This is a genomic window from Synechococcus sp. R65.1 (assembly GCF_047461755.1).
Taxonomy (GTDB): Bacteria; Cyanobacteriota; Cyanobacteriia; order Thermostichales; family Thermostichaceae; genus Thermostichus.
The window spans coordinates 12,778-29,393 of sequence record NZ_JANSHU010000008.1 but is presented as its reverse complement, the minus strand read 5'-3'; the positions used below and the strand labels follow the sequence as shown (position 1 = coordinate 29,393).

Below are 16,616 nucleotides of genomic sequence, written 5' to 3'. Positions count from 1 at the left end.
CTCTCTTTGCCATGCAACGGGGCCGTTTACAGCGCCTTCGCCTGAGCAACGGCATCACGCTGCTGTTGGGCCAGAATCCGGCAACGGAAATCCTGGCTGCTCACTGTTTTTTTCGCGGCGGCAGCCGGGTGGAGCGACCGCAGCAGGCAGGCTTGAGCCACTTGCTGGCGGCTGTCCTCACCAAGGGCACCCAGCAGCGCGACTCCCAGGCCATTGCTGCCTGGGTGGAATCCCTAGGGGCTGGGCTTGGGGTGGAAAGCTCTGCCGACTGTCTCGAGGTCGGGCTGCAGTGTGTGGCGGCTGATTTCCCCGAGCTGCTGAAGTTGCTTGCGGAAATCCTCCGGGAGCCCAGCTTTCCGGAAGCGGAGGTAGAGCGCGAGCGGGAGCTGCTGTTGCAGACCATTCGCGCCCAACAGGAGCGACCCTTCAGCCTTGCCTTCAACCAGGTTCAGCAGACCCTCTATGGGGATCACCCCTATGCCCTTCCCGAGCTGGGATGGTTGGAGACGGTGGGATCCCTGACCCGGGAGGACTTGCTGACCTACCACGCCACCTACTGCCGCCCGGAGGGAATGGTGATGGCGGTAATCGGTCCAGAGCCGCCGGAGACGATGGCGGCCCAAGTGGAAGCTGTCCTGGGAGATTGGGTAAGCACCAGCCCGCCTGCTCCTGAACTAGACCTGTCGCTGCCCCCTTTGGAGAAGCCGCAACTGCGAAAGCTATTCCAACCCACCCAGCAGACAACGATTGTGCTTGGCTTTCGCGGATCCCCCGCTGCTTCTGCGGATTATCCGGCCCTGAAGCTGCTGGCCACTTACCTAGGCAGCGGCCTGTCCAGCCGCCTGTTTGTGGAGCTGCGGGAGCGCAGTGGCCTGGCCTATGAGGTCTCGGCCTTCTTTGCCACCCGCCGGGATCCTGCCCCTTTTGTGGCCTACCTGGGCACGGCGGCGGAGAACACTCCAGTGGCCCTGGAGCGCCTGCAGGCGGAGATCCATCGCCTACACAAAACCCTCCTTAGCGATGAGGAAGTGGAGATGACTCAGCGCAAGCTCTTGGGCCAGTATGCCCTCAGCAAACAGACCAACGCCCAGGTGGCGCAGCTGGCCGGCTGGTACGAGATTTTGGGTCTGGGCATGGAGTTCGACCAGCAGTATTTGCAGAGGGTGAGGCAGCTCACACCTGCCCAGCTCCAGCAGGCCGCAAAAACCTACCTAGTTAACGCCGCCATTGCTCTGGTGGGGCCGGAAGAAGCTCTGGCAGCGGTTGAATTGTAGGCACGTGCCCCAATAAGGGGTTGGCATTCTCCCCAACCCTGGAGGTGGGATTCTTTACTTGCTCCCTGCAGGCTACACCAGTGCGCCGAGGTGGATGCCACCACCTACCCCTGAAGGGCGCTATTTTCCCGTTACCGAGGTCTGCACACCTCTTGCGCAGCGCGGGGAGACTAAGCCAAGTTCGGCGGGAACAGGATTGAGTTTTGGCAGCGGCTGTCTCTTCCAGGGCACAACTAGCGGAGGATTTCCGCGTCTGATGGTTCCTCCGCACCTCCCATCAAGGTCGTGTTTTTGAGGACAGCACGACGTTTACACCGGCTGGCGGGAAAGGCCGAGCAGCCTGCCCGCAACGGCATCACGCCCTATCCTCCACCGTAACCAAGCGATAGGGGTGATGGGGACGACCAACGGAGCGGTAGAAATCGCTGCAGACATTGTGAGTAAAGCGATTGCTGAGGCTGCGGGTAACCTGCTGCACCACTTGGCTGCCCACTTTCTGAACCAACTTGCGCGGCAGAACGTGCAAAAACTTGGGCAAATGCAGGCGCACATCCAGATGGAGATCCCAGTGGACACGGGTGGTGGCAGGGGATCCCGGCAGCTCCTCCAGCCGGAAGCTGGCCTGACAATCCACCCGATAGGGCAGGGCAGCATCCCCCGGCAGCTCAATGGAGGTGAGCCGAAATAGGTAATCTTCCTCCGGCCAAATCTTGATCCCAAAGCTGGGCTCCAGCTCAAATCCTAGGCCGCCCATGCGGAAGAACTGCAGCCTGTAGGTTTCAGCAGAGAGGGGCTCCACTCGCAACGGCTGGAAGCAGCGCTGGATCCACTGGCCATGGCCCCGCAGGTAACAAGCCAACGTCTCCCGATCGGTTTCCAGATCCACCTGGCCCCGTCGCCCGGCCTGCAACTCCAAGGGGGTCTTGGCTGGGGGCTGATCCATCTCCTCCAAAAGCGGCTCCCCTCCCTTGGACAGAGCACCTTCACTGAGGGGAACGACGGGCTTGGAGCTGGCGATAGACATCCCGAATATCCACCTGATAGTGAGCAAGAGCCACAAGGCAGTGGTACCAGAGATCCGCCACCTCGCGGGCCAGGGCTGTCTTGTCCCCCTCCTTTGCCGCCATCACCACCTCAGCCGTCTCCTCGCCGAGTTTTTTCAGGATGGCGTTGTCTCCCTTGGCCAGCAGGCTGCTGGTGTAGGAATCGGGCCGGGGATCCGCCTGGCGGGCTTTGACGACGGCAAACACCTGCGACAGGGTATCGGCTGCCGGAATGGGATCCCCTTGCAGCGTGCGGAAGAAGCAGCTCCGCGCCCCCGTGTGGCATGCCGCATCCCCCACCTGCTCCACCAAGATGACCAGCGCGTCGCTGTCGCAGTCGTAGCGGATTTGCTTGACCCACTGGACGTGGCCAGAAGTTTCCCCTTTGGGCCACAGCGCCTGCCGCGAGCGGCTCCAGAACCAGGTGCGGCCCGTTTCCAAAGTTTTCTGCAGCGACTCCCGGTTCATCCAGGCCATCATCAGCACCGTCCCATCCAGGTAGTCCTGCACGATGGCCGGGATCAAACCCTGTTCGTTGTAGCGGAGGCTGTCTAGACGAGCAACCTCTGCTTGTAGAAGAGGGCGGGGCAGATCTGCTGAAGCAGAAGAAGCCATAGGAAGCAGCAGAAAAGTATTGAAAGCAAGATAGCAAAACCAGCTTCAGAAAGGATATCCCTCCAGGTCCCAACCCCCCTTGGCCACTTTCAACAGTCGCAATCAGCCCGGCTGCTGTCAGAACCCAGGGGGTGACAAACTTCACCCCGCAAACCAAGGGAACCTGGCCTAGCTTTGTTGGCCTCAGCTTGAGGTTAAATGCTGCGCTCACCGACTCTTTGCAGCCATAGCTCAATCTAGAGCCACCCTGGGCAGCAGTTTCCGGGTTGGCTTGCGCTCCAGAGGCCAAGTTGGCCGCTCCAGGCGCGTATCCACCAGTACAGCGCTAGGAGAGAAGTCCACCCGCTCCAGCAGCTGCTTCAGCAGTTGGGCGTCGATGGCGTCCCCGCCTCCAGACAGAGGGGCAGTTCCCGCGCCTAGGGGTGTAGGGGTTGCTTGAGGGGATCCCTCCTCACTGCGCCCAGGTTCGGCTAGCAGCAGTTCCGCCACTGCCTGGGCCAGTTCTTGGCCGTACACGCCATCGGGGCCAGAGGGGAGCAGATCCAGCCGTCCCTGCTGAGCAGCCAGGTGGCTCAACCCCAGTTGCACCGCCACTACCGCCGGGCCCCGATCCCCCTGCCTCAGAGTGCGCTGGCCGGCCAGAATGCTTTTCAGTTGGGCCCTGGCTGCCTCTTGGTCGCTAGCCGGCAAAAGTTGCACCAGCCCCTCCAGCCGATCTCCCTCAGAGCCAGCCTCGGCTTCTGGATGGGGATCCCTTGCCCATAGGCGGTTCAGGTCGTAGAGCAGAATGGCATGGGGCACAGGGCGGCTGGGCTGGTTGGGGCCGGCATGGCCAGTAGCGAGGATCTCCCCTTGGTAGACCAGCGAGGTGCTAAAGCCAGAGTCCAGCAGCACCGCCTCGCGGATCCCACTTTTGGGCAGAAGACGGGCCAGGATGGCGGCGTTGACGTGGGTTTTGGTAACTCCGATCACTACCTGGTCTTGGTTGTCCACCCCAAAGAAAGCCCTGGGGCGAAACTCGGCGGCGCTAGAGAGGCGGAAGGAATCGATCTCCGCCTGGGAGAGGGCATGGCCGTCCTTAACCAGCCACAGGCCCGCCACAAACAGATCCGTAACCTCCGGCATCAACTGGCGGATGTTCTCAAGCCGGGTCATAGTATCGGGATCAAAGGGCACAAAGCGCAGCCGATCCCTGCCCAGCAGCACCAGGGGGCGACCGCGCAGCACCTTGTCATCTTCGGGGCGACCGGGGATGAAGGTCTTGTGGTTGGCAGCCATCACCGGCCCCACCATGACGTTGCTAGCGGAGTTAATCCAGGGAATGGAGAAGAAGCTGCCGTTAATGCCCGCATCGGCCTGGTAGCGCCGGACTAGCGTCCTTACCTCGTAGCGCCGTTCTGCATGCACTGTGGCTGCCCGTCCGCCGCGGATGGTGAGTACCCGCACCCCGTCGATCACTTCATCGGTCAAGGCCAACGGCTGAGTAACATCCAGCCAGTAGTCGGGGCTGCGGCCAAGGGTGAAGGTGCGAGCGCCAATAATGGCTTCGGCAAGGCGGAACTGGTTAAAGCGGCGCACCTCCAGCAAGTTGGGAGACTGGCCTGTAAAGCCAGGATCCATGGTGAAAGCCATCCGGTAGCCCGCCTCGGCAAGAAACCGCTTCACTCGCTCGTCCCGATTGCCTTCGGGATAGGCAAAGTAGTAGATGGGGTGGCCCAGCTCCTGCTCCAGCTTGGCCTTGCAGTCAAACACCTCTCGCCGCAGACGGTTGTCGTCTAGCACCCGCAGGTCGGGAGGATGGTTAACGGTGTGGGCGGCAAAGTCGATCAACCCACTGGCGTCCATCTCCCGCATCTGATCCCAGGTAAAGTGATCCTTGCTGGTGGGCACGCCGACAAAGCCAGTTTGCACAAAGTAGGTGGCAGGGTAGTTGTACTCCTTCAGGAGGGGGTAGGCGTTCTCGTACAGGCCCAGGTAAGCATCGTCAAAGGTCAGCAAAATGGCTTTTTCCGGCAAGGGATCCCCGTCGCGTAGGTGTTTGTACAGTTGGTCAATGTGGATGGGGGTCAGCCCCGCCTGCTTAATGGCCTCGAAGTGCTGCCGCAGCTCGGCTACCGTGGTGTCAAACCACACCTGTTTGCGGCCAGCTACCACGTCGTGGTACATGATGGCCGGCACGTAAGAGAGGCTGGCTGTGGGATGAAGGGCAAAGGGATCCCGCTTTTGGGGGAGGGTCAGGCGCTGTTGGGCCGCCTTGGCTTGGGCGCGGGGAGCAGGTATCTCGGCTGCAGGCCCTAGCCCCAGTAGGCGGCTAGCCCAGTTGGGATGAGCAGTTACCCAGGCCACTAGGGCGCCGGCGCCAAACCCTAGCACCGTGACCAATAAGGCCAAGAAGCCGAGGAGCCGGAAGCGCAACTTCGTTGGCGGTTGCTGTACGGGAGCAGAAAAACTTCGGTGGCGGAAGGCGGAGGGAGGGAACGGGGTTCCCCTTTTTGCACTGGGGACTGGATAGCCACCCCGGCGCCTCGGCGGCTGTCGAGACGTCATGTTCTCCTCCTCACCGGCAAAACCAGCGTTAGCCTACCACCCTCATCTGCTGGTGGGGATCCAGCAGAGCCACAGCTGCCTTCTGGGCAAGTTAGCTGAGGTTGCTCAACAAATTGGACTCCGTAATGCTGACGATTTTGCCTCCCATTTGGGTAATCCGCTTAACTTCTTGGGAGAGCCGGCTGAAGGGCACTTTGTACTCGACAACGCTCTTGCGCACGCCTCCTCCTACCAGGCCGGATACCTTGATGGTAAAGACCTTATCGCGGTTGGGCGCCGAGGGGCCTGAGGCAGGGCTAGCTGGGGCAGCCTTGGATGGGGAAGCTGCTGCCGCCTGGGCAATCTCGGCACTTGCCCGCTCCAAGAGGAGTCGCCAGCTGCGGGGATAGGCAGGTGCCAAACGATAGACCACCTTGTAGGAGCCCGCTATGTGGTCATCCTCGGACTCCACCCTCACCACCGTTCCTGGGGGGATATCTAGCTTAGCTCCCTTGGACATGACTTTAATTCCAGGCCAATTGGTGGGCACATCCGTCAGTAGCTCCACCTCAAAGGACTGATCCCCCAACAACAACTTGGCCATGGGAATAACTCCGTTGTGCTCGCTAGCGTCTGCAGCCAGGGATCTGCCCTCGGCCGCCCCTTCACCGCTAGACATTTTACCGTCGCCAGGTGTTCCCCTGAAGCCTCTGGCTAGCCGCTGTCATCCAGGGTAGGTTTGTTGTAGATTTGTTACAGACTGTGGGTTTGTTGCGCTAGTGGAGGGATCCCTATGTTGGGCTTGGCCTTGCCCGATCTGTCGGCAGTTTCCGAGTCGTTGACGGCTGCCTTGCAGCCAGTAGCCCAGTTCTTTGCTGGCTTCAACCTGCCCCAACCAGTTGTGCAATGGGGACATCCTCTGATGATGGGCATTGTGGTAGTGGTCATGGGCAGCTTTGTTGGCCTAACGGGCTGGCGGGGGCGGGTCTTGCGCCTGGCAGGCGGGGGCTCCCTATCGGAATCGGCCCAAAAGCCCCTCTTGGATCACCGCAAAGTAGCCCCCTGGATGGCCACCTTCATTGCCTTGGGCTACACCGGCGGCCTTCTTTCTCTTGTGATGCAGGGCCAGCCCCTGCTGAGGAGCCCTCACTTCTGGACGGGATCCCTGGTGTTGCTGCTGCTGGCGGCCAACAGTGCTTTGTCCCTGAGCGGTTTTGGCGGCAACCGTGAGACCTGGCGCACAGCCCATGCCTATTTGGGCAGCCTCATTCTTTGCTTGCTCTTTACCCATGCCCTGCTGGGCCTGAAGCTGGGTCTATCTCTGTAGCGAGTCCTTAGTAGCCCCTGGAGCCAAACCTAGCGAAGGTACTGCACCAAAGTTCGCGAAGAACGGCCCACCCGTAGCTTGCGCAAGGCATCCCGTTCGATCTGCCGAATCCGCTCCCGCGTCAAGTTAAAGTGATCCCCCACTTCTTGCAGGGTTCTTGCCCTTTGCCCGTCTAGCCCATAGCGCAACTCCAACACTTGCCTCTCAATGGGCTTCAGGGTCTGCAGGGCAGAACGCACATCTTGCCGCAGGGATTGCTCCAGGATCTCCTCAAAGGGTTGCTCCTGCCGTTCATCCGGCAGCAGATCTCCCAGGCGGCTTTCCCCTTCCTGGCCAACCGGCACATCCAACGACAGAGGCAAAGCGGCAGCCTGTTGGATCAGGCGCAACTTCTTGATCTTGATGCCCAGTGCCTCAGCCAGCTCGGCTTCGGTAGGCCGCCGTCCTCGGGCCTTCATGAGCTCGCGGTTGGTGCGCTTGAGCAAGCGCACTTTGTCCACCATGTGCACTGGCAGGCGGATGGTTCGGGCTTGGTTGGCAATGCAGCGGGTAATGCCTTGGCGAATCCACCAGTGGGCGTAGGTGCTGAAGCGAAAACCTCGCTCGGCATTGAATTTCTCAGTGGCTCGAATGAGGCCCATGTTGCCCTCTTGGATTAAGTCCAGAAAGGGCACCCCCCGGTTGAGGTACTTCTTGGCCACACTGACCACCAGACGCAGGTTGGCGTTGATGAGCTTGCGCTGAGCTTGCTCTCCCTGGCGGATGCGCGAGCGCAGAGTAGCTACAGGGATCTGCAGGGCTGCCGCCAATTCCTCATCGCTGGGATCCTGCCCCCGCTGCTGCCGCCATTCCTTGCGGGCTTGATCAATGAGCAGCTTCTGCTGAATTTTGCGCGCCAGCTCAATTTCTTCCGCGTGATCGATGCGGGGCACCCGGCCAATCGTATTCAAGTAGTGGTCGACCGCATCTTCATTGAGGCGCCGGCTACCGGCCTCTAAATCAGCCTCTGCAGCCGAATCCAGAGCCTCCGGCCAGGGCTCCTCGAGCTCTTGAGGGGATAGGGGACGAGAGAAAACCACAGCCACCTGAGGAGAGAACTTCACTCCCTAGTCTAGGAAAGTTTCTCCTCCTGTGTAAGCGAAAATCGATCATGCTAGTCATTCTTGCTAAGAATTCTCCTCTCTGTAGGCGGGAGTAACAGAGACTGATAGGTCAAGCATCCTGGACATAAACGGCTGTGAGCAATTTTCGATCCAGAGCTTGATGTAGGATGCCTAGGAGACCGCTAGGCTACCTGCTCCGACAAAATCGTGCTAGCTTAGGCTACCATGGGGCGCCGGAGAAGCCATCAGACTCCCCAGGCTGGAAAAGACCAGCACCGCCCTGCGGCCAACTTGATTGGAGAGCGGGTGCGCTGGGTACGAGAGAAGTTGCAGCTAACCCAGGATCAACTGGCGGGTCGCCTGGCCAAGTACGGTGTGCATTTGGACTACGTTAAGGTTGGCCAGGTGGAAAAGGGCAAACGGCGGGTCATCGACAAAGAACTGGTGGCTTTTGCCAAGGCGCTGGGGGTCTCAGTTACTTGGCTGCTGAGCGGCGACGAGTCCCACCTCTAGTTTGTTGGGGAAGGCCCGCCGTACTCCCCGGCAGCGCGAGGGCGGCTAAGAAGAGCAGCCCCTGCTGGGGCTGGGCTTAGTCTGGCCTGTAACTGGTAGCAATCGTTACAAATAGTTGAGAAGCTGCAGCAGAGCAAAGCAGAGACTGGCGCTGCCCAATGGCACAGTCAGATTGTCCAGCCCCCACCAAGACAACATCTCCAAGCCCATGGCCACCCCCCCCACCCCGACGCTGACGGCAAGCAACAAGGGGGAGAAGCCAAAGTACCCCACAAGCAGCAGCGCCATCACCAAGCTGCTCACCACCCACATGGTCAGGGATCCCTCCCAGCTTTTTTGGAGAGATCCCAGTCGATACAGGTGTTTGCCCCAGCTTTTGCCCACCAGCCCTGCCAGGGCATCGGCCCAGGTCATCACCAGAATGCCGATGACAGCGAAAACTTGTTGCTGGGGCCGCCAAAACCAGAAGAGCAATAGACCAATGCTGACAGCGTAAAAAAAAGTACCGAAGCTGCGCCGCCCAACGCCGTTTAGGCTAGGCAAGATGGCCACGCGGTAGGAGAGCAGCGCCAAGCCCGCAAACACCAGGGAGAACCCCACTCCCACCCAGCGGGGCACCTGGAGGGCCCAGGCCAGCAAGATGATGTTGCCTACGCCAATGTGGATAACTTTGCGCACCCATTCGCCGTCTACCTGCTGGGAGCGCAGCCATTCCGCAAAAGCAAAAACGGAGGCCAGCCAGAGAGCATAGCAAGCAAGCTGCTGTGTCAGGCCCATGAGCCGGCCTCAGAGCGTTTTCAGGTAGCTAAGCAAGTCTGCCATTGCTTGGGGATCGGGCTGAAACTGGGGCATGGGCGGAGTTTTGCCGCTAGTTACTCGGTCAATGATAAACCGGTCGGAGCGGCGGCTGCTTACTCCCCGCAGGCTGGGGCCCACACGGCCATCCCCTTCTTCGCCATGGCAAGCCGCACAGTTAAGGGCAAATAGCGAGGCTCCCCTGCTGGCTTGTCCTTCTAGACTTAAAACAGCCTCGGTGTAGGGATCCGGCCGCATGGCTGCCGCTAGCCAACTCCAGCCAAAGACCGCTAGACCCACAAGAGCTAGACCCAGTCCCAGGTTCCTCGCCCAGTCAACTGACCACATCGCCTGCAGGAGGGCAAAAAATGGGCTCAGGGGCTGCCACCTGGAGGGCTGAGAGCAGGCTTGCCCTCCTCCCCCGCCAGAAGCCAAGCGAGGGCTACCGGAAATGTCGAGGTGGGGGAAAAAGAAAGGCACAGCCGACAACCCTGAGAGAGACGTTTCAATTTTTTACATTTCCACCAATACAATAGCTTAGGAGCCCCTTCCTGCCAACAATCCGTAACGGCATTTACTTTCTCTTAATGATCTGCAGCAGCTTGCTGAAGCCTGCCCTTCTCCAGCAGGGGTCGGCTGGGAAACAGGCGTTGCATGACTGCCAATTGAGCGAGGGAATCGGCGTTGAGGCTGTGGATGGCGTTGGTCCATTGGAAGTAACTCTGGAGGCGATGACAAACCGCCAAGTTTCCATAAGTAACAACGGCTGCTATCCGCTCCCGCCACCGCCTTAGCCAATCCACCACGTAGTTGGGCAGAGCCTCGTGGACAAAAGCCTGGAGAATCAACTGGCCGCCGCTGCTAAGGGCTGCCTCCAGCAAGCTCAAGGGGGTAAGGGAATGGCTGAGTAGGGGCGGAAGACCCAAGCTCGCGGGAATGCTTAGGGCAGGGGACTCGGCTAGGAGCACTGCCTCAGCGCCCAGGGAGAGATCTTGCCAGATCCAGTTCCAACTGCCAGGCGGCAAGGGGAGAGGCAGAGGCTGACCGCCGATCACTCCGCCGCGGGCCATGGCTGCCTGACAAGGGGCAATGTCGCTCTCGGCTAGAAGAGATCCCAACTGGGCAGCCCTAGGAAGATAGGAGCGGGCGCTAAACAGCTTGGCAAGGGGTGAATCTTTGGCGAGGGGATCCCCCAGTAGCAAGGGTTTTAAGTGCTCGTCGGGAAAACCGCGGTTGACCTGAGCCCCCATCCAGCCAGGCAGCAAGCTAAAGTCCGTTTCTGCCAGGGGCGGCCACACCTGCTTGAGTAGGGCGGAGGCGGAGGGAAAAAGCCGCTGCTTAGCCCGCAGCAGCCGCGTTACCGACTGGGCAATGGCCTGGGGGTCTAGGGATCCCCGCTGCACAGCTTCCACAACGGCTGCGAGAGCCGCCAAAGGGTCGGGAGGGGCCAAAAGGAGGTCGGCGCCGGCCTGGAGAGCCCGCACCGCCAGCAGGGGGGGATCAGCCAGGTTGGCTAGGAAGTTTTGGTCGAGGCCCTCTGCCACAATGAGACCGCTAAACCCCCACTCTTGGCGCAGCAGCTGGGTCAGCCGCCCCGGCAAAAGAGAGAGCGGCCAGCGCTCGTCCCACTCCGGCAGCACCACTGGCGCAACCGAGATGGCTCCTACCTGGTCCACCAGACCGCGGAACGGCAGCCAGGGTCCTGCTTGCAGCTCCTCCAAGGTGAGGCTTAGGCGAGGACACCAGGGGTCAGCAGTTGGCTTTAGCAACAGCAGGGGGTTGGCCCGCCCCTCTGCCCAGCCCTGGCCGGGGAAGGCTCTGGCGGTGGTTAGAATCCCCTCCGGAACCGCTTGCTCGCAGCCGCGCACAAAGGCCCGCGCCAGTTGCAACGCCAGCTGTGGCTCCTCCGCCAGCGCCAGTCTTGCTAGACCCTGCCCCAGGGGCTCAGCCACCGGGCCAAGCAGCCAGTTGATGCCGATGGCCGCCGCCTCCCGCGCCGTGATCCTTCCCCACTGTTCCGCCCAGCGCTCGGCCTCAGAGCCCAGGCGGCTCAGGCCCAGGGGGTGGGGGAAGGAAGTGGCTCCCTGCAGAGCCAGGCCGCGACTGGCCTCGGCTGCCACAAGAAGGGGCAGAGTCGCCCAAGACTGCGCCTCCTCAATGAGGAGCAGGGCCTCAGCCACATGGCCATCGGTAATCCAGATGCCTCCAATCCCCACCTCTTGGATCAGCCGCTTGAGAACCTCTCGGGGAGGAGCCTGGGATCCCAGGCGGGCCGAGACCGGCACCACTAGCAGTTGCGCCACCTGCTTTGCCAGGGACAAGGGCTGCTCAAGCGCTGCAACTGGGGATCCAGAACCACCCATGGACACTCCAGGAAAGCCTCAGCGAGGGGATCCTAATCGCTGGCCACAAGGCTGGGCAAGCACCCATCAGCGCCTTTGGGAAGCCCGGCAGCGGTCGCAGGTGCCGCAGGGCAGACCAGGCTGGTTCTCAGGGTAGCCAAAATGCCGCAGGATGACCTGCCAGCGACAGCCGCGGCTGTGGATGAAGTCGTCCATCCCCTGCCAGGGATCCTGCCGCGGCGGCGGCTGCCAGCGGCGGTGCAGCACTTGAAAGTGAAAGGGATCTGGCCAGTGCAGACAGCCCATCTCCTGCAGCAGGCCCAGGGCCACCCGCGTCTCTCCGGGGGGCAAGTCGGCGTAGGATCCCTGGGGGGGCAGCGTTTGCAGCAAACGCCGCGCCTGGGCCAGCAAGCGCTCCTGCTGGGAATAGAAATAGGCTTGGCGCTGGCGATCGGTGGGATCCAAGAGGCCTGTCGGCTCGGAGACCAACATCAGGGCCTGGCAAGGGCCGCCATCCCGCCCGCCCCGCCCCACCTCCTGCAGGTAGTCCATTAAGTTGGGGGGCGGGTGAAAGTGCAGCACCCAGCGCACGTCGGGCTTGTTGATCCCCAAGCCGAAGGCGTTGGTGCAGACCAGAAAGCGCAGCTCGCCCTCCAGCCAAGCCCGCTCCAGCCGACGGCGGGATCCCGCCTCCAGGCCGCCGTGGTAGGTGGCGGTTTTCTGGTTGCGGCAGCCCAACCACTCGGCCAGCTCCTCTCCATCCCGCCGCGTGCGCACGTACACCAGGCCCGAGCCGGAGTTTTCCGCCAGAAAGCGCAGCAGGCGCCGACGGCGATCCGCTGGGCTCCAGGCCACCGCCACGTTGAGAGAAATGTTGGTTCGCAGCGGGTCAGCGCGAATGCATTCCGGATTCTGCAGGTCGAGGATGTGGCGCAGGCGGCTGAGGGTTTCGGGATCGGCAGTGGCGGTAAAGGCAGCAATGGGAAAGGCAGGCTGGCCCAGGGCAGGGCGCACCAATCCCAGACGGCGGTAGTCGGGCCGGAAGGATCCCCCCCAGTGCACCAAGGTGTGCGCCTCGTCGACCATGAGGCCGTTGAGGGGCACCTGCTGCAGCCGCTCCCAGACTGGCGGGCTGAAGAGGGTTTCCGGCCCCAGATACAGTAGACGCAGCCGGTTTTCCTCCAAAGCCCGCAACACCCGCTTGCGCAGAGCTGGATCCAGCTCGCTGTGCAAACAGGCCGCCGGCAGACGGCGCTTCCAGAGATCCTGCACCTGGTCTTCCATCAGGGCAATCAGAGGCGAGACCACCAGGGTCAGCCCTGTCTGCAGCAAGGCCGGCAGTTGAAAGCACAGAGACTTGCCGAAACCCGTCGGCAACACCACCAGTGCATCCCGCTTCTCCAGCAAGGCACGGATGACCCGCTCCTGAGGTGGGCGCAGTGCCTCGTAGCCCCAATACTGCTTGAGGGCCCGTTGAATCTGTTGCCAATCCTGCAAGGAACACTCTCCCCCTCTGCAACCTGAGCCCGCCTGCCCCCCTGGCCAAAGACGCTGATTCTGGCACCCCTACCTGTGCGATCCTAGAGCTGGACTTCCTAGTGCTCCCCTACCCTTGCCATGACAGCCATCGACTCCCCCCGCCTGCTGCAGCCCAGGACGGCCTCGGTGCACCGCCGCACCAACGAAACGGACGTTCAAGTGCATCTCAACCTCGATGGCAGAGGGCAGTACGAGATCGACACCGGGATCCCCTTCTTGGACCACATGCTGGCCCAGCTCAGCACCCATGGGCTAATTGATCTCCAGATCAAGGCCGTGGGGGATCTGCACATCGACGACCACCACACCAATGAGGACGTGGGCATTGCCCTGGGACAGGCGCTGGCGCAGGCGCTGCAGGATCGGCGCGGCATTTACCGTTTTGGTCACTTCTGGGCTCCGTTGGATGAGGCGCTGGTGCAGGTGGTGCTGGACTTTTCCGGGCGCCCCCACCTCAGCTATGGTCTGGAGCTGACCGTCGAACGCATTGGCCGCTACGAAACCCAGTTGGTGCGCGAGTTCTACCAGGCGGTGGCCAACCACGCCCAGCTTACCCTGCACATCCGCCAGGTTGCTGGTCTCAATGCCCACCACATCGTCGAGGCCAGTTTCAAGGCCTTTGCCCGCGCCCTGCGCATGGCCGTAGAACGGGATCCGCGCCGACAAGATGGGATCCCCAGCTCAAAAGGGGTGCTGTAACTCTCGCCCAAGCCGGGGACGGCGCGACTGGCCAAAACAGCAGTGCCGCAAGCGGGCCAACTCCGCCTCGCTGAGATCCTGCCACTGGCCAGGAGCCAGACCTGCTAGGGAAAGGGGGCCTAGTCCTACCCGCACCAGCCTCAGCGTTGGGATCCCGACCGCAGCAGTCATGCGGCGCACCTGGCGATTGCGACCTTCCCGCAGCGTCAGCTCCAGCCAGGTGGTGGGGATGGAGCGGCGAAAGCGAATGGGCGGATCCCGCGGTGGCAGATCCGGCTCCTCGGCCAGAACTCTAACCTCAGCCGGTCGGGTCTTTCGCCCCTGGATGATCACTCCCTCTTGCAACTGTTGCAGAGCCTGCGGCGTAGGGATCCCTTCCACCTGCACCCAGTAGGTGCGCTTGTGGCCAAACTTGGGATCGATCAGGCGGGCGTGGAGCTGGCCGTCATCGGTGAGCAAGAGCAGTCCTTCGCTATCGCGATCTAGCCGCCCCACTGGATAGACCCTGGGCACTGGGATGAAGGCCTTGAGGGTGAGGCGCCCTGCCGGGTCGGTAAACTGGGTGAGCACGCCGTAGGGTTTATAAAACTTGAGGTAGCGCATGGCAGACGGCTTCCGTCTTTGGACTAGGCAGTGCAACTTCAACGGTAAGATTCAGGAAGCAGCATTTCTCCACAGGCAGCAGCGTTTGGTGGATTGCACCTGATGGCGATAGACAACACTCTACTCTGGGTTTTAGTGGCAACGGCAGGGCTCTCCCTTCTCAGCTTGGTCTACGTCTGGGTGGACGAAGCCCTCAAACGGCGCCGCTACGAGCGGCAAAAGCAAGAAGAAGCCGTTCCCCCCACCGCTGCTGCTTCTGAACCCGAAGCCGGGATCCCGCCTGCTGCTTCTGACACTGGATCCGCTGCCCTAGAGCCAGAAACCGAGCCTAGCCCTCCTGCTCAGGAAGTAACGGCAACCCCTGAAACCCTCGACACCACGCCCGAGCAAGTCGATAAACCAGGGGAAACGCCGGAGACCTAAGGGCAACCCCCTTTCTAACCTCGCTCCAGGAGCAGCTGCGCTAACCTGAGACAGAACTGCCCTAGCCACCGCTAGCGACGCCTCGGGCGACAGATCCCTATGCTGAGCCTGTTGCGGATTGAGAACTTCGCCCTGATCGAGCAGTTGGAGATCCCCTTTGGGGCAGGGCTCAACGTGCTTACCGGGGAAACGGGGGCAGGTAAGTCCATTATTCTCGAGGCCCTCGATGCGGCTTTGGGCGGGCCAGCGCGGGCTTTGCGCAGTGGCAGCCAGCGGGGCCTAGTGGAAGCTATCTTTCAACCCAATGCCGATCTGGAAGCCTGGCTAGAGCAAGAACAGATTGAGCCCCTGGAAGAGGGCCTGGTCTGCAGCCGCGAACTGGCGGTGCGTAGCGGCAAGCTCACCAGCCGCCTGCGAGTCAACGGGGTGGTGGTCAACAAAGCTCAGATGCTCAGGCTGCGCTCCCAACTGCTGGAGATCACTGCCCAAGGGCAAACGGCTCAAATTCAGTCCCCTCAAGCCCAGCGCCGTTGGCTGGATGCCTTTGGCGGCGAAGAGCTGCTGCGGGCACGGACCCAGGTGGCAGCTTGCTACCAGACCTGGAGCCAGCTCAAAGCTGAAATGGAGTCCCGGCAGCAGAGTCAACAACTGCGCCTGCAGCGCCTAGATCTGTTGGAGCTGCAAGCCCGAGAGCTGGCTGCCCTGCGCCTGGAGGATCCCGAGGAGCTGAGCAAACTGGAGCGGGAGCGGGAGCGCCTAGTCCACCGGGTGGAGTTGCGGCAGCAAAGCCATGCCGCCCACCAACTGCTCTACCAAAATGACAGCGGCTCGCCAGCCATCGCCGATCTCTTGGCCCAGGCCGAGCGGCTGCTGCGGAGCATGGCTCAACGGGATCCCGAGCTTGCCCCCTTGGCGGAAATGGTTAGCAACGCCCTCGTGCAGGTAGAGGAAGCGGGGCGGGAGCTGCTGCGCTACGGCGAGGCCCTGGAGGCCGATCCCAGTCGGTTAAGCAAAATTGAACGGCGCTTAGCTCAACTGCGCCAGGCCTGCCGCAAATACGGCCCCACCTTGACGGAGGTGATGGCTCATGCGGAGCGGGTGCAGGTGGAGCTAGCCCGCCTGCGGGACGAGAGCACCGACTTGGAGGAACTAGAGGCGCAGCTGAACCAAGCAGCCCAGGAGCTGGAGCACCACTGCCAGAGGCTCTCCCAACTGCGGCAGCAGGCAGCCCGGAAACTGGAGAGAGCCCTGCTGGAGGAACTCAGGCCCCTGGGGATGAGCGGCGTGCAGTTCCAGGTGCAGATTCAAGCCGGATCCCCCACTGCCGAAGGGGTGGATCAGGTGAGCTTTTGGTTTAGTCCCAACCCTGGGGAGCCCCTGCAACCGCTAGCCGACATTGCCTCCGGCGGCGAGATGAGCCGTTTTCTCCTGGCCTTAAAAGCAGTCTTCAGCCGCGTCGATCCGGTGGCTACCCTGGTCTTTGACGAGATCGACGTCGGCGTATCCGGCAAGGTAGCACAGGCCATTGCCGCCAAACTCCACCAGCTTGCCCGTAGCCGCCAGGTTCTCTGCGTTACCCACCAACCCTTGATTGCTGCCCTAGCGGATCACCACCTGCGGGTTCACAAAGTGGTGCAAGAAGGGCGAACTTGCGTGCGGGTGGATCCTCTGGGAGAAGAAGAGCGCCGGGAAGAATTGGCCCAACTAGCTGCCGGCCACTCCGCCCAGGAAGCGATGAGCTTCGTGGAAGCCCTTCTCAAGCAAGCAGCCCAATTGCGCCAGCTGCAGCTGGCTAGCTCTGTTTAGCCCCTGCC

The 16,616-nt window shown here is 61.7% G+C and carries 16 protein-coding genes; 6 read left to right on the top strand and 10 right to left on the bottom strand.

Annotation, left to right across the window (positions count from 1 at the left end):
- Positions 1–11 precede the first annotated feature (11 nt).
- The gene (locus NW814_RS05285; RefSeq protein ID WP_414405471.1) at positions 12–1,274 is read left to right on the top strand and encodes a M16 family metallopeptidase; all 1,263 of its coding nucleotides are present in this window, start codon (positions 12–14) and stop codon (positions 1,272–1,274) included.
- Between the two features lie 355 nt (positions 1,275–1,629).
- Here the strand turns inward: NW814_RS05285 and NW814_RS05280 are convergent, their stop codons facing one another.
- The 4 genes from NW814_RS05280 to NW814_RS05265 all read right to left on the bottom strand — a co-directional run bounded on the left by NW814_RS05280 (position 1,630) and on the right by NW814_RS05265 (position 6,137).
- Positions 1,630–2,298, bottom strand: coding sequence for a DUF1997 domain-containing protein (locus NW814_RS05280; RefSeq protein WP_414405470.1), 669 nt, complete (start codon positions 2,296–2,298; stop codon positions 1,630–1,632).
- Positions 2,258–2,932, bottom strand: coding sequence for a bifunctional phosphoribosyl-AMP cyclohydrolase/phosphoribosyl-ATP diphosphatase HisIE (gene hisIE / locus NW814_RS05275; protein WP_414393245.1), 675 nt, complete (start codon positions 2,930–2,932; stop codon positions 2,258–2,260). The genes NW814_RS05280 and hisIE overlap by 41 nt, the downstream gene beginning before the upstream one ends.
- A gap of 231 nt (positions 2,933–3,163) precedes the next feature.
- Entirely contained in the window at positions 3,164–5,347 is a 2,184-nt protein-coding gene (locus NW814_RS05270) for a polysaccharide deacetylase family protein (RefSeq protein ID WP_414405469.1), read from the bottom strand.
- Between the two features lie 223 nt (positions 5,348–5,570).
- Positions 5,571–6,137 (bottom strand): phycobilisome linker polypeptide, encoded by a 567-nt coding sequence (locus NW814_RS05265; RefSeq protein ID WP_414405468.1) that lies wholly within the window; start codon positions 6,135–6,137, stop codon positions 5,571–5,573.
- Between the two features lie 114 nt (positions 6,138–6,251).
- Here NW814_RS05265 and NW814_RS05260 point away from each other — a divergent pair, with 114 nt between their 5' ends.
- Positions 6,252–6,785 (top strand): DUF4079 domain-containing protein, encoded by a 534-nt coding sequence (locus NW814_RS05260; protein ID WP_414393251.1) that lies wholly within the window; start codon positions 6,252–6,254, stop codon positions 6,783–6,785.
- A 29-nt stretch (positions 6,786–6,814) separates the two neighbouring features.
- Here the strand turns inward: NW814_RS05260 and NW814_RS05255 are convergent, their stop codons facing one another.
- On the bottom strand, positions 6,815–7,888 hold the full coding sequence (locus tag NW814_RS05255; protein WP_414393253.1) for an RpoD/SigA family RNA polymerase sigma factor: 1,074 nt from the start codon (positions 7,886–7,888) through the stop codon (positions 6,815–6,817).
- Positions 7,889–8,113: 225 nt separating this feature from the next.
- On the opposite strand from NW814_RS05255, the gene NW814_RS05250 reads away from it, so the two are divergent.
- On the top strand, positions 8,114–8,401 hold the full coding sequence (locus NW814_RS05250; RefSeq protein WP_414405467.1) for a helix-turn-helix domain-containing protein: 288 nt from the start codon (positions 8,114–8,116) through the stop codon (positions 8,399–8,401).
- A gap of 105 nt (positions 8,402–8,506) precedes the next feature.
- On the opposite strand, the gene NW814_RS05245 is transcribed toward NW814_RS05250, so the two are convergent.
- From NW814_RS05245 to NW814_RS05230, 4 genes are all read right to left on the bottom strand, one after another.
- Positions 8,507–9,178, bottom strand: coding sequence for a diacylglycerol/polyprenol kinase family protein (locus tag NW814_RS05245; protein WP_414405466.1), 672 nt, complete (start codon positions 9,176–9,178; stop codon positions 8,507–8,509).
- Between the two features lie 9 nt (positions 9,179–9,187).
- The gene (locus tag NW814_RS05240) at positions 9,188–9,544 is read right to left on the bottom strand and encodes a c-type cytochrome (protein ID WP_414405465.1); all 357 of its coding nucleotides are present in this window, start codon (positions 9,542–9,544) and stop codon (positions 9,188–9,190) included.
- A gap of 236 nt (positions 9,545–9,780) precedes the next feature.
- Complete coding sequence (locus NW814_RS05235; protein WP_414405464.1) at positions 9,781–11,517, bottom strand: glycoside hydrolase family 3 N-terminal domain-containing protein; 1,737 nt, start codon at positions 11,515–11,517, stop codon at positions 9,781–9,783.
- 108 nt (positions 11,518–11,625) lie between these two features.
- Positions 11,626–13,035, bottom strand: a complete 1,410-nt coding sequence (locus NW814_RS05230) for a RecQ family ATP-dependent DNA helicase (protein WP_414405463.1) — start codon at positions 13,033–13,035, stop codon at positions 11,626–11,628.
- Positions 13,036–13,155: 120 nt separating this feature from the next.
- Between NW814_RS05230 and hisB the strand changes: the two genes are divergently transcribed.
- Positions 13,156–13,776: an imidazoleglycerol-phosphate dehydratase HisB gene (gene hisB / locus NW814_RS05225; RefSeq protein ID WP_099812743.1), complete on the top strand. Its 621-nt coding sequence runs from the start codon at positions 13,156–13,158 to the stop codon at positions 13,774–13,776.
- On the opposite strand, the gene NW814_RS05220 is transcribed toward hisB, so the two are convergent.
- Complete coding sequence (locus tag NW814_RS05220; RefSeq protein WP_414393262.1) at positions 13,759–14,379, bottom strand: pseudouridine synthase; 621 nt, start codon at positions 14,377–14,379, stop codon at positions 13,759–13,761. The two genes, hisB and NW814_RS05220, sit on opposite strands and share 18 nt — an antisense overlap.
- A 102-nt stretch (positions 14,380–14,481) precedes the next feature.
- On the opposite strand from NW814_RS05220, the gene NW814_RS05215 reads away from it, so the two are divergent.
- Both NW814_RS05215 and recN read left to right on the top strand, forming a co-directional pair.
- A complete protein-coding gene (locus NW814_RS05215; RefSeq protein ID WP_414405462.1) occupies positions 14,482–14,802 on the top strand; it encodes a hypothetical protein in 321 nt (106 codons plus the stop codon).
- Positions 14,803–14,901: 99 nt separating this feature from the next.
- Positions 14,902–16,608 carry a DNA repair protein RecN gene (gene recN / locus NW814_RS05210; RefSeq protein ID WP_414405461.1) on the top strand — a complete coding sequence of 569 codons (1,707 nt, stop codon included), beginning with the start codon at positions 14,902–14,904 and terminating at the stop codon, positions 16,606–16,608.
- The last annotated feature ends 8 nt before the right edge of the window (positions 16,609–16,616 follow it).

Coding starts and splice junctions, on each gene's coding strand:
- NW814_RS05285 (WP_414405471.1), top strand. CDS start 12: ATGCAACGGGGCCGTTTACAGCGCCTTCGCCTGAGCAACGGCATCACG.
- NW814_RS05280 (WP_414405470.1), bottom strand. CDS start 2,298: ATGTCTATCGCCAGCTCCAAGCCCGTCGTTCCCCTCAGTGAAGGTGCT.
- hisIE (WP_414393245.1), bottom strand. CDS start 2,932: ATGGCTTCTTCTGCTTCAGCAGATCTGCCCCGCCCTCTTCTACAAGCA.
- NW814_RS05265 (WP_414405468.1), bottom strand. CDS start 6,137: ATGTCTAGCGGTGAAGGGGCGGCCGAGGGCAGATCCCTGGCTGCAGAC.
- NW814_RS05260 (WP_414393251.1), top strand. CDS start 6,252: ATGTTGGGCTTGGCCTTGCCCGATCTGTCGGCAGTTTCCGAGTCGTTG.
- NW814_RS05250 (WP_414405467.1), top strand. CDS start 8,114: ATGGGGCGCCGGAGAAGCCATCAGACTCCCCAGGCTGGAAAAGACCAG.
- NW814_RS05245 (WP_414405466.1), bottom strand. CDS start 9,178: ATGGGCCTGACACAGCAGCTTGCTTGCTATGCTCTCTGGCTGGCCTCC.
- NW814_RS05240 (WP_414405465.1), bottom strand. CDS start 9,544: ATGTGGTCAGTTGACTGGGCGAGGAACCTGGGACTGGGTCTAGCTCTT.
- hisB (WP_099812743.1), top strand. CDS start 13,156: ATGACAGCCATCGACTCCCCCCGCCTGCTGCAGCCCAGGACGGCCTCG.
- NW814_RS05220 (WP_414393262.1), bottom strand. CDS start 14,379: ATGCGCTACCTCAAGTTTTATAAACCCTACGGCGTGCTCACCCAGTTT.
- NW814_RS05215 (WP_414405462.1), top strand. CDS start 14,482: ATGGCGATAGACAACACTCTACTCTGGGTTTTAGTGGCAACGGCAGGG.
- recN (WP_414405461.1), top strand. CDS start 14,902: ATGCTGAGCCTGTTGCGGATTGAGAACTTCGCCCTGATCGAGCAGTTG.